Genomic DNA, 11,622 nt, shown 5'->3' on the forward strand with positions numbered 1-11,622 from the left:
AAAATCTTAAATCTCAAATCCCATGACTAATATTGATACTCACTTTGGTTTTTCGGTTAATTCTCCAATTCGCGTGGGGATTGTGGGTACTGGTTTTGCCGCTAAGTTGAGGGCCCAGACAATTCAAGCTGATGGGCGATCGCACTTGGTAGCGGTTGCGGGCCACAGCCCGGAGAAAACCGCAGCATTTTGTCAAGGGTTCGGGGCAGAAGCTGCGGTTTCCTGGCGCAAGCTAGTAGAAAGAGACGATTTAGATTTGGTAATTGTCTGTACGGTGAATCGGGATCACGGGGCGATCGTCCTGGCGGCGCTAGAAAATGACAAGCACGTTGTGGTGGAATATCCTCTATCTTTAGACGTATCTGAAGCAGAAAGGGCGATCGAACTTGCCACCCAAAAGCAAAAACTCCTCCACATCGAACACATCGAACTGTTAGGCGGGTTGCACCAAGCAATCAAAGAATCTTTGCCCTTAATCGGTAAAGTTTTTTACGCCCGCTACATTACTATGACTCCTCAACATCCAGCGCCGCAGCGGTGGACTTATCAACATTCCCTCTTTGGCTTTCCCTTAGTTGGTGCAATTTCGCGACTGCACCGATTTACCGATTTGTTTGGGGAAGTGGCAAGCGTTAACTGTCAAGCTCAATTTTGGGACAGTCAGCCGGATTTCTACAAAGCTTGTTTGTGCAATGCACAGTTGCGCTTTGCCAATGGCGTTGTCGCTGAAGCTGTTTATGGAAAAGGAGAGAATTTTTGGCAGTCGGAAAACATTTTTACCATCTACGGAGAAGCAGGAACGCTGGTTTTCACTCCTGAATCCGGTCAATTAATTCAGGGAGAAAATCGGCGCAACCTCAAAGTAGGGACGCGGCGCGGTTTGTTTGCCAAAGACACCGATATGGTGTTGGAATATTTGTCAAACGGTACGCCTTTGTACGTAAATGCTGCCAGTAGTTTGTACGCTTTGAAGGTCGCAGATGCTGCGAGGCGATCGAGTAAGACGGGGCAAAATATAGCGATTGGTAATTTACCATCGGACATGATAATTTTGCAGTAAGGAATTCAGTCCTCAGTTGATGCTTTTAGTCAATTAGGATTCTTCGTACTTACTACGAACAACTTTTATTTATGTGCGATGCTAATATATCGAGGTTGATTTTTTACTCGCTCGATCCAAGTTTGAATTGCCGGAAATCTGGTTAAATCAAATCCGCCCTCTCCCGCAACGTGAGTGTAAGCAAATAAACCGATGTCAGCAATAGTATAGCGCTCGCCAACAAAAAAAGCATGGTTTTCTAAATGCTGCTCCATCACCCCCAAAGCAGCATAACCCGGTGCTTGTTTTTGTTGAAGTGCTTCTTGATATTCCTCAGCTTTACCTGTCAAATACCAAAAACGAGAAGTCGCAATAAAAGGTTCATGGCTGTATTGTTCAAAGAATAACCACTGCATGACTTGGGCACGTTCAATTTTATCACTGGGGAAAAACTCTGTTCCTTCGCTCAAATAAAACATAATTGCATTTGATTCAAATAGAAATTTATCCGGTTCTATTTCTAAAACAGGAATACGCCCGTTAGGATTTTTAATCAAAAATTCAGGAGTTCGACTTTCTCCTTTTAGAATATCAATTTCCAGCCGCTCGAAGGGAATATTAAGCTGAGTTAAAAGCAAGCGAATTTTGTAGCAATTCCCAGAGGGAGAATATTCGTAAAGTTTCAACATGAGTATTTTTTTTTATATACGGCAGAGAACACAGAGCACGCAGAGTTAAGAAAGAAAGAGAATTTCACAACTTATTATTGTAGCATTTGGGGGTAAGAGCAGCATTGCTACGTTCAGAAGTAATATGGGTTAGGTGCAACCCAGAGCACCCTAAATTCATCAATATTGGAGAATCAATGAAATTATACTGGAAAAATCCTCCCTTAAATAGCGTTAGGGAAGGGGCACGGAAATGGACGATGAGCTTCAATAGTGGTATAAAAGTAATGATGGCGATGGAGCTCGCCGAAACCGCCCTTCGTTATTCATAATCTTCATAACGTTTAAAAGGCTGATGGCTCCTACTGTTCCGACTTGTGGCGGAAGGGTAGGATGGTGCGGATGCCTCGATCGATCTTTCCCCTACAAGTCACGTTCATCCATTCAGCTTCAAGGTGGCGTGATGTTAGAAAGTATAATCTGGATTTTATTAATGGGCTTTTTTGTCGGGCAGATTGCTCGACGTACGAAAGCTCCAGCACTCGTAGGTATGGTGCTGGTGGGCATTTTATTAGGCCCGCAACTGGGGAATGTCATTAGCCCAGAGGTTTTGGCCGCAGCCAATTCCCTTCGCACCATTGCCGTGATGGTGATTTTGATGAAGGCGGGGTTAGGACTCGATCGCGAAAAGCTATCCCAACAAGGAACCGTGGCGCTGCGATTAGGCTTTCTGCCTGCTGCTTGCGAGGCCATCGCCATTGCTGTCGCTGCGATGTGGCTACTTCAGTTTGATTTTTTGACGGGGCTACTGCTAGGCTGCATCATTGGCGCGGAATCTCCAGCAGTAATTGTTCCCGGAATGCTGCGGTTAAAAAGTTTAGGTTGGGGAGTAAAAAAAGGAATTCCAGATGCGATTCTGACGGGAAGTGCCTTGTCAGATGTATTGCTGTTGCTGGTGTTTAGCCTACTGCTAGCATTTCTGTCCCAAGGGAAAGCTACAGCCCTTACCTTACTGGGAGGAATTACCCTCAGCCCTCTGCAATTGCTGCCATTTCAAATCCTCATCCAAATTACCTTGGGGGTGCTTTTGGGATGGGTAACTGCTCGAATTTTGGTGTCACTATTAGTCAAGCAAAACTGGACTCAAACTGCGGTTCAGGACTCCCTAGTCGCTGCTGGCTTTGCCCTAGGGCTGGTAGTATCAGCCGAACATATTCCGGTTTTCTCTGGCTATTTAGCTGTCATGGCGGCGGGGTTTTTCCTGATTGAGTTGGATGCGCCTTTAGCACGAAGATTGCGGGGCGGCTTTGACAGTTTGTGGACGATCGCGGAAATTATTTTGTTTGTGCTGCTGGGAGCCAGTCTTCAACTTAATGTCTTAGGAAATACATTGCTGGTTGGTTTGTTGGTGTTGGGGATCGGGACTCTGATTGGGCGAGCGCTCGGTTGGTATCTTTCCACTTTAAGTAGTAATTGGACTGGGAAAGAACGGCTGTTTTTGCTAGCAGGAAATTCCGCTAAGGCAACGGTACAGGCGATTGGGGCGATTCCCCTAGCTCATGGCATTGCTGGTGGCGAGACGATTTTGGCGATCGCAGCTCTCTCAATTCTAGTAACCGCTCTCTTGGGTGCTTGGGCAATTCCTACCTTTGCTCCCAAACTATTAGAAAAAGGCGAAGTAGACCCGACCAAAGTAGCTATTTCCGGTCGTCCCGTTTTTCTCGCAGCAGTAGACGCTTCTCCCCTAACAACAGATGTTTTAACTAAGACCGCAGACTTAGCTCGGCGCAGTGATGGGGATGTGATTGTTTTGTATGTAGATAATCTGGGAGCTCAAAGCACCAACTTACAATTACAACAACAAGCACAACGAACCTTATCAGATATTCGCTATGAGTTTCTGAGTCTTTCGGGTACAGTTCCAGAGGAGATTATCCGCGTGGCGCCAGCTCGGCAAGTGACATATATTGCGATCGGAAAACGAGGGCATCAACCTTGGGAAGAAGTGCTAGTAGGTTCGGTTTCTCAAGCCGTCTTAGAAACCAGTCCTATTCCTGTCATCTTGGTGGAATCTAGTTACAAGTAATACCAAATATGGGTTTTATATCCCCTTGAGCCTCTTCTCCCCTCTCTGTGTCCTCTGCGTCCTGTGCGGTTCATAATCAAGGCGGTAATTAACGCAGATTTAGGCTCGCTCGCAACGAGCCTAAATTTATCCACAAGAATCATTTCTTATGAAACGTCTCCCTCAATTTGAACAGTTCCCAGTCATTCCGCAACTCCGCAAGTGGTTCATTATTTCTTGTATCGTTGGTATGCTTTCCGGTCTTGGTTCCGCCCCTCTCCTCGCATCTTTAGAATGGCAACTAATTGGCGAGAATCTCATGTATGGGCGATCGCCTTGGCAGCATCTCATATTTGTAAAAACACTTCTTGTGGCTCCTTCCTTCTGACTCTTTCCTCCTGGCTCCTGGCTCCTGGCTCCCAACTCCAATTTAGGGCTTGGCTGCTTTCATTAATATCCTCCCGACAGATCTCGTTTCAAAACTTAATTTTTATTCATATTTGCTACTTCGTAACCTGTAGGAGCATCATTTTTTATATCCATATTTTAGTTTTAATTTACGTACTTTAATTTTTCTAAAGTGAGAGTTTATGGCTGCTCGCTCCCCTTCACAGCACCAAGATACCACTACTTGAGATCCTTTCGGTCTAACTCCTCCGCAATGCCTTCCTGGCTGCCAAGTTCAATCCTATATGCAGAAAACTTAGTGCGGTTTAGTCTAGTGTTAGGTGAGTAAAGAAAGCGATCGCCCAAAAAAATCATTGTTTAGGTAAAATGACAGCGATCGCCTATTTCCTCCAAATAGTTTCTTCAAGTTAATTTATGCAGACCAACCTTCGCGAAAGTCAGCATAGAGGGTCAATCCACCATCAATATAGAGCGTTTGTCCCGTAATATAAGCCGCTTCATCTGATGCCAGAAATGCCGTTGCTGCTGCCATTTCCTCCGACGTGCCTGCCCGTCCCATTGGGATATGGCTTTCCACTACTGCCTTTTGTTCTGGATCGTCCGTCCAGCTTTCATTAATCGGTGTAATTGTTGCACCGGGCGCAATAGCATTGACGCGGATGCCTCGGTTTGCGTATTCCAATGCTAGGGTTTTAGTCATATTTCCCATGCCGCCTTTGCTGATGGAATAGCTGATATACATCGGGCGGGGAATGATTTCATGCACACTCGAAATATTGATAATCACCCCAGAGCGCTGCTGCTCTAACAGATGCTTAATGGTTTCCCGGGCACAGAGATATGCACCTCGCAAATTGACGGCAATTATGCGATCGAATTCATCGGTTGGGACTTCATGGGATGCGCTTTCTGTTTGAATCCCAGCATTATTAATCAGGATATCCAGACTACCAAATTTATCAATGACACTCTTCACCATACGAAGGATGTCGTCTTCTTTGGAGACATCTCCCTGAACTAATAGCGTTTCAACCCCGCATTCCGATGCTTGTCCACAGGCTTTTTGCAGAGCTATTTCTTCAGTATCTTCTGCCTCTTCTAAGCTTTTTCGATAGTTAACGGCAATGTTGCAACCTTCTTGAGCAAGACGAATGGCGATCGCCTGCCCAATGCCTGAACTCGCTCCAGTAATTAGTGCGTTTTTTCCCTTTAAACCTTTCATAATTGCTCTCCCAGAGATTTAAAACAAAATATCTTAACCGAAACCTCAAGCGAACTAGCTTCAATATCAACCAGAAGGTTGTTCTGTCTTTTTCCTACGCATTTCATCAATATCCAGAATGCCGATCACCACGCCCGCGATCGGGAGGGAGCATCTCATATTTGTAAAAACACTTATTCTGGCTCATTCCTTCTTCCTCTTTCCCCGCAGCAAGGGAGCCTCAAAACTCCTGCCTCAAAACTCCAATTTTGGGCTTTGCTGCTTTCATTGAGATGCTCCCAGTGCTATATACCTTATTGATGTGATTTATGCTTACCTAATTATTGAATTTTCCACGCAATCAGACCTACAAGCACAATCAGACCTAATGCTCTACGAAAGTAATTCACCCCTTGAAATAATTCTTCCCAAGCCCAAGTAAACAAAGAGCCAAAGGCTACTAGCTGCAACCCTAAATTAATTTGACCTGTTGTAACAATGAGGGTTAATAAAGTAGCTACAATCCCGACACTCAGTGGTAGATTGGGCATCTGAGCTATAACAATTTGGCCTTCGCTGTCCCGGAATGTGCGATCGAACAATGTGTTTTCCATGAGTTTCTCCTGTCAATGTAATAAATAGAACCAGGTTAACATTCAATACTGCGGGCTTTTTGGGGAACGATACTACAAGCTTTAGAAGGCAAGGATCATAAAAAACTCGAATTAAATACAAGTCAGGAGGGGAGATGACATTGATTTAATTATCCACAGTGGCTCAAAGTCATATAAAATTAGCCATTGGACTCTAGAAAAGCTATCAACCATTGAACAGTTAAATCTGGGATTTATCCTAGCTCAAGTTTTTTTGATTCCCTAGCATGAATTTATTCAGCTTATTTTGCCATCCTTTTAATGGTTTTTATTTGACTTGATAAATGGTATTTTTATAGTAAAATTTCCAATTTCAAATTTCATCTCTCGGTTGGAATAGTTTAGATTAAAAGGTTATCTATAATTGGATAGACATCATCGTTTCTGTAGTATCGCATCGAGATCGATCGACCTCATGCTCAAATCTCTGGTTAGCAATTCACACGTCTAAACCTTTTCGTCAAGCAGACTTGAACCTTGGGAGTGCAGTAATTTCTGTTTGCAGAGCTTGAATTGATTGTGTAGCCGCTATTTCTGCTCGATCGCTCTCAGCATCCTGACTCACAAAAAAAGTGACCAGCGTTGCTGTCAAATAACCACATATCGCGATCGCACACAACGCCAGGAAACAACAAAGCACCTGCCCTTGGGCTGTTTTCGGGTAATCACAGGCGATCGTGCTCATCAGCATTGCCGTCCACCACAGCGCAGTGCCATAGTCATTAATCCCCCCATTACCATTAGGAAGTTCGTGCTAAAACGCCTAACTTCCAGCCGATCCAATTAGGGTGACGAGCGCTATCAGTTTACAGAATAATTCAGAATTCAGGAGCCAGAATGAATTCTGTGCGACAGGATGGAGAATCGAGGTTGAAATCCCCCAATTTTAATCGTGGAGCCGAAAAAATTATTTTCGTGACGCATTTATGAGAGTTCCAGACTTGTGAAAGGAAATCAGATTATTCTTATCCCAAGCGTATTGGGGTCAATGCTTCAATCTAAAATCTAAAATCAAAAATCTAAAATCGATTGACTCCTGCTTAAGCAAGATGAGCAAACCGCTTTAAAAACAGAGCAGGCACAATGACTGGAAGCCCTGCACCGATACAAATGAGAGCTTGGATAAAACTAAGCGGTTGGGTAGCAAATAGCGGGTTTATGAAAGTCAACTGGCTAAAGAAAACTTGAAAAAACACACAAGCCACACCGATCGCAGGAATAAAAGCAATTTCTTGAGTGCGATATTTTAAATACGCAAACAGAGAGGGAAGACATTGGCTAATACTCAATACGTAAAAGGTTTCTGCGGAAACCAGCGTATGGACTGCCCTTGTCCGAGCCAAATTAATATTACCTGTGGTTTGCGAAACCCATTCAAAAATGCCAAGTACAGCAATGAGATTGAAGATGGAAATAATCAGGATACGCCACAGCAATTTTTTCGTTAATAGGGGTTCATTGGGGCGGCGGGGCGATCGCTGCATAGTCTCAGCCGATTTGGGATCAAACGCTAGAGTGGCACTCAGGGCGACGGAAATCACCATATTCAGCCAGAGAATCTGCACCGGCAAAATTGGCAGGGTGGTACCAGCCAAGATTCCCACCAATATCGTCAGCGCCTCTGCACCATTGACGGGTAGGATAAACCCAATGGTTTTCAGCAGGTTGCCATAAACGGTGCGTCCTTCTTCTATGGCGGCTTCAATGGAGGCAAAGTTATCATCGGTCAACACCATATCCGCCGCTTCTTTGGCAACTTCCGTGCCTGTAATCCCCATCGCTATGCCAATATCCGCCTGCTTTAGTCCTGGGGCATCATTGACCGCATCTCCGGTCATGGCAACAATTTCACCCTTGGACTGCAAAGCTTCCACCAGTCGCAGTTTCTGTTCAGGCGCCACCCGGGCAAACACATTACTAACTTCAACGGCATTGCTGATTGACGGTATGAATTAAGTTCTACGAAAAGACTCCAAGGCACAAAAAGTCTGTCTTCGGCAAAGATTAAAAAATGTACATTCATACTAAAGTTCAGCAACGCCAACACTTCTTCTTCCTCCTTCCTTCTGACTCTTTTCTCCTGACTACTGGCTCCTGGCTCCTAACTCCTATTTTGGGCTTGGCTGCTTTCATTGAGATGCTCCCGCTCCAACTAACGCATCTATGATTCATCTAATAATAGCAGTTGCCATAAATTTAATAAATCCTCAGCATTTAATAAATTGGTTGGCTAGCGGTTGCTATTGCACCTCATAACCGCGAAAACTGCTGTATGTATATCGCCCTAAAGAACAGAAAAAAAATATCGCAGACGGAGTACCTTTAGCGCTGATTGAGATGGAGAGCTGTGAGTCCATTATCTGGCTCAATATTCAGTAGATGTGCCAGAATTAATGAACCTAACTCCCAATAAACTTTGCTTTTCTCAACAGGGTATACAAGCTGCAACCCTTATTTAGTCTAGTTCCTAGGCCTCTTTGTCACACTCCCAGATGAGTCAGTTACAATACTTCTGACACTTTGGGGTAAAATGGCTGGAATAGTTGATTTTTCCTGAGTCGTGACTTGGCTCAAACCCTAATTATGCCGTAGAGAATCAAAAACTGTCCGAAGTCTTGAGTGAGTTACACAAATGAAACTGTGAAATCAGGGTTTATAATTAAAAAACCTGCCGTTGATGAAAAAACTAACTTACAAACAACTCACTTTTGGATAATTGAGCAATTGCATCAATGTAGATAAAATTTGAAATCAGAGAAAATTAAAATGAAATCTTTCAGCAGAAAACTTGGTTTTGTAGAAATGTGGATGGCGCTAGGCCATGAGGTGGGAGGTGGACTAATTGTCAATGTTGTCTATCTGGAAGGAATTTTAACAGCAGAGCTTGTTGAACAAGCTCTTAAATTAGTCCAACAGCGTCATCCCATGCTCCAAGTTTACATTGTTGAGTCTGAAGATGGATTATATTTTCAATCGACAGGAATAACGGAAATTCCGGTACAAGTTATATACAAACAAGATGAAAATGAAGCAATTAAAATTGCTGAAAAAGAACTACATACAAAATTTACACCAGGCAAGAATCCTCTGTGTCGCCTAACTCTTTTGTATTCTCATCAACATCAAAATAGCTGTGAAATGATTATTACCTTTCATCATGGAATTGTAGATGGCATATCATGTATGCGTTTTATTGATGACCTGTTATTTTATTATCAGCAAATTAATGAAGGAGAGAATATATTTCAAGTAGAACCCCTAGAATTTATTCCTCCCATAGAAACTATAGTTAGTTATAATATTCCCAGTCAAAACCCAAGGGAAAATCATCAACTCGTAAATGAACAACCAAGTCTACCACCACAATTAATTATTGAACATCAAGCATCCGCCAACGAACGTTTTACTCGGATGCTACCGCGAATGCTTAGTCAAGAAAAGACTAAGATACTAATTGATAAATGCAAACAAGAAAAAACAACTGTGCATGGTGCTATGTGTGCCGCAATGCTATGTGCTGCTGGTAAATTACTATCAATAGATACACAGGTAAATTTCTCCTATGGTTTACCTGTAAATTTGAGAAAATATTGTGAGCCTGAAATCACAGACCAAAATCTAGGTTGTTTTATATCTGTGCTGGGGTTTAATCAGTTAGTTGAGCCAAATACATCTTTTTGGGATTTAGCTAGAGAATGTAAATCCCAAATACATGATTCTTTAATTAGCGGTGTCCATATAACTAAACTACAACAAGGTAAATTACGTAATTCTGACAGCTATTCCCTGAAGCAATTCGTGATTCACTATATGTTTAGTAAAGAAGATACTATGGGAAGAAATAATTTTTTTTCAATTTCCAATACAGGCAAATTTAAATTCCGATATCAAGCGGGTAAGCTGAAAATAAAGGAATTATACTTTGCTTTTCCTCAACATATTAGTGGTGATTGTTTTTGGTTAGGCGTTCTCACTCTAAATGAGCAGTTATTTTGCAATTTTATTTATGTACAACCTGTAATCAGCGAGCGAACAGCACAGTTATTTGCTGATGATGTGATGACAGTCATAGAAAAAGTGTGTATTAATCAAAATTCGACATTAACAATGTTGTGTGAGTCAGTGACACAAAATTAAATACTCTTGATTTCAAATTTTATTTGATAAGACCATAATTTTAGTATACAATATTTATATCAAAAATTTTGTAAAACTCCAATAATATCAACTGGGACAATAAGTCAATTGTAATTTATTCCTATTTTCCATTTCATGTAGAAGATTTGTCTCCTTTATCTGTAAATAAAGGTATTGGCGGAAGCGAGGAAGCGATCATTTACTTAAGTCAAGAATTAGTTAAGTTAGGCTACGCGGTTACTGTTTTTAATCGATGCGGTGATATGGAAGGGGAATATAATGGAGTAGTTTATCAGTCTGTTGATAAATTTAATCCCCAAGATAACTTTAATGTCTTAATCTTTCATCGGGCTTGGACACAACCTATGCTAATGAAAGTGAAAGCCAGAAAAACTGCGGTGTGGATGCACGACAACCCGCAATTATTTCCTCCTGTAGAAGAGTTTCAGCGTTTAGAATTTCTGGCAAGTTTTGACAAACTTTTATGTTGTCAAATTTTCATAAATCTCTGCTGCCAGACTGGATTCCTGGAGACAAGATTTTTTTAACAACCAATCGGATTAATCTCGAAGATTTCAACTTAACAGGAATTGCTAGAAATCCCAAGAGACTAATTTCGATTAGTGATTACACAAGAGGCATTGAAAATTTACTGACTCAATGGGATCGAGTTATCAAAGAAGTGCCCGATGTTGAATTACATATTTTTTATGGTTGGCAAGGAATTGATGCTTTAATTAATTCACCTTATCTTGAGAGATTTCCATGCTTACCAGATAAAAAGCAAAAACTTTTACAACTTTTCGCGCAGGAAAATGTCTATGAACATGGCAGGATTGGACACAAGGAGTTATACTAATTTTTTATGAGGTTGCATAGAATCCGATCCCCCCTAGCCCCCCTTATTAAGAGGGGGACAAGATTCTTCTCAAAGTCCCCCTTATTAAGGGGGATGCGAGGGGGATCGAGTTATGTGCAACTTCACATTAAATTGGTATTAGTGGAAGAATTATTCAAATCAGGAATCTGGGTTTATCCTTGTCATACTGCGATAGAAATTTTCTGTATTAGTGCTTGGAAAGCACAAGCCGCTGGTTGTGTTCCGGTGGTGACAACTTATGCAGGTTTAGATGAAACTGTGAAATCAGGTATCAGAATTAAGGGGCCTGCTGGCGATGAGGAAACTAATAATGCTTTTATTGCAGCAGTGATAGACTTGCTAAAAAATCCTGAAAAACAATAAGCTTGAAGACAGGAAGCATTATATCTTAAAGATTCATTCGGCTGGGATAGAGTCGCTCAACAATGGCATCAGGAGTTTATATCCGCTGAAATTAAGTAGAAAATAATGAATCAACAACCCGTATTTTGAATGTGGTTCAGGGTTCAGGTGATTCAGCAGACGCACCATACAACCGCTATCTTTAAGCCATCAAGATGGTAAAAAAGTC

At 42.1% G+C, this 11,622-nt stretch carries 11 protein-coding genes and 1 riboswitch; of the genes, 6 read left to right on the forward strand and 5 right to left on the reverse strand.

Annotated features, from left to right (window positions below):
* Positions 1 to 22: 22 nt before the first annotated feature.
* Positions 23 to 1,060 (forward strand): Gfo/Idh/MocA family oxidoreductase, encoded by a 1,038-nt coding sequence (locus QUB77_RS06045; RefSeq protein WP_333170529.1) that lies wholly within the window; start codon positions 23 to 25, stop codon positions 1,058 to 1,060.
* 65 nt (positions 1,061 to 1,125) lie between these two features.
* On the opposite strand, the gene QUB77_RS06050 is transcribed toward QUB77_RS06045, so the two are convergent.
* Entirely contained in the window at positions 1,126 to 1,728 is a 603-nt protein-coding gene (locus tag QUB77_RS06050; RefSeq protein WP_333170528.1) for a glutathione S-transferase family protein, read from the reverse strand.
* Positions 1,729 to 1,990: 262 nt separating this feature from the next.
* Positions 1,991 to 2,079, forward strand: a riboswitch (Fluoride riboswitch).
* 91 nt (positions 2,080 to 2,170) lie between these two features.
* Between QUB77_RS06050 and QUB77_RS06055 the strand changes: the two genes are divergently transcribed.
* Both QUB77_RS06055 and QUB77_RS06060 read left to right on the forward strand, forming a co-directional pair.
* A complete protein-coding gene (locus QUB77_RS06055; protein ID WP_333170842.1) occupies positions 2,171 to 3,793 on the forward strand; it encodes a cation:proton antiporter domain-containing protein in 1,623 nt (540 codons plus the stop codon).
* 148 nt (positions 3,794 to 3,941) lie between these two features.
* On the forward strand, positions 3,942 to 4,160 hold the full coding sequence (locus QUB77_RS06060; RefSeq protein WP_333170527.1) for a hypothetical protein: 219 nt from the start codon (positions 3,942 to 3,944) through the stop codon (positions 4,158 to 4,160).
* 432 nt (positions 4,161 to 4,592) lie between these two features.
* Here the strand turns inward: QUB77_RS06060 and QUB77_RS06065 are convergent, their stop codons facing one another.
* From QUB77_RS06065 to QUB77_RS06080, 4 genes are all read right to left on the reverse strand, one after another.
* Positions 4,593 to 5,402, reverse strand: a complete 810-nt coding sequence (locus tag QUB77_RS06065; protein ID WP_333170525.1) for an SDR family oxidoreductase — start codon at positions 5,400 to 5,402, stop codon at positions 4,593 to 4,595.
* 320 nt (positions 5,403 to 5,722) lie between these two features.
* Positions 5,723 to 5,995 carry a hypothetical protein gene (locus QUB77_RS06070; RefSeq protein WP_333170524.1) on the reverse strand — a complete coding sequence of 91 codons (273 nt, stop codon included), beginning with the start codon at positions 5,993 to 5,995 and terminating at the stop codon, positions 5,723 to 5,725.
* Positions 5,996 to 6,494: 499 nt separating this feature from the next.
* Positions 6,495 to 6,761, reverse strand: a complete 267-nt coding sequence (locus QUB77_RS06075; protein ID WP_333170840.1) for an ion channel — start codon at positions 6,759 to 6,761, stop codon at positions 6,495 to 6,497.
* A gap of 313 nt (positions 6,762 to 7,074) precedes the next feature.
* A complete protein-coding gene (locus QUB77_RS06080; RefSeq protein ID WP_445251718.1) occupies positions 7,075 to 7,947 on the reverse strand; it encodes an HAD-IC family P-type ATPase in 873 nt (290 codons plus the stop codon).
* Between the two features lie 853 nt (positions 7,948 to 8,800).
* On the opposite strand from QUB77_RS06080, the gene QUB77_RS06085 reads away from it, so the two are divergent.
* The 3 genes from QUB77_RS06085 (at position 8,801) to QUB77_RS06095 (ending at position 11,414) form a co-directional block, all read left to right on the forward strand.
* Entirely contained in the window at positions 8,801 to 10,171 is a 1,371-nt protein-coding gene (locus tag QUB77_RS06085; RefSeq protein ID WP_333322846.1) for a condensation domain-containing protein, read from the forward strand.
* Positions 10,172 to 10,655: 484 nt separating this feature from the next.
* Positions 10,656 to 11,030, forward strand: a complete 375-nt coding sequence (locus QUB77_RS06090) for a hypothetical protein (protein ID WP_333322848.1) — start codon at positions 10,656 to 10,658, stop codon at positions 11,028 to 11,030.
* A 114-nt stretch (positions 11,031 to 11,144) separates the two neighbouring features.
* The gene (locus QUB77_RS06095; protein WP_333170520.1) at positions 11,145 to 11,414 is read left to right on the forward strand and encodes a glycosyltransferase; all 270 of its coding nucleotides are present in this window, start codon (positions 11,145 to 11,147) and stop codon (positions 11,412 to 11,414) included.
* Positions 11,415 to 11,622 lie beyond the last annotated feature (208 nt).

The organism is Microcoleus sp. AT9b-C3, from assembly GCF_036705485.1.
Lineage (GTDB): Bacteria > Cyanobacteriota > Cyanobacteriia > Cyanobacteriales > Microcoleaceae > Microcoleus.

Excerpts from the sequence above, each read along its gene's own strand:
- QUB77_RS06060 (WP_333170527.1), top strand. The coding sequence starts at position 3,942 with ATGAAACGTCTCCCTCAATTTGAACAGTTCCCAGTCATTCCGCAACTC.
- QUB77_RS06045 (WP_333170529.1), top strand. The coding sequence starts at position 23 with ATGACTAATATTGATACTCACTTTGGTTTTTCGGTTAATTCTCCAATT.
- QUB77_RS06055 (WP_333170842.1), top strand. The coding sequence starts at position 2,171 with ATGTTAGAAAGTATAATCTGGATTTTATTAATGGGCTTTTTTGTCGGG.
- QUB77_RS06070 (WP_333170524.1), bottom strand. The coding sequence starts at position 5,995 with ATGGAAAACACATTGTTCGATCGCACATTCCGGGACAGCGAAGGCCAA.
- QUB77_RS06050 (WP_333170528.1), bottom strand. The coding sequence starts at position 1,728 with ATGTTGAAACTTTACGAATATTCTCCCTCTGGGAATTGCTACAAAATT.
- QUB77_RS06085 (WP_333322846.1), top strand. The coding sequence starts at position 8,801 with ATGAAATCTTTCAGCAGAAAACTTGGTTTTGTAGAAATGTGGATGGCG.
- QUB77_RS06065 (WP_333170525.1), bottom strand. The coding sequence starts at position 5,402 with ATGAAAGGTTTAAAGGGAAAAAACGCACTAATTACTGGAGCGAGTTCA.
- QUB77_RS06090 (WP_333322848.1), top strand. The coding sequence starts at position 10,656 with ATGTTGTCAAATTTTCATAAATCTCTGCTGCCAGACTGGATTCCTGGA.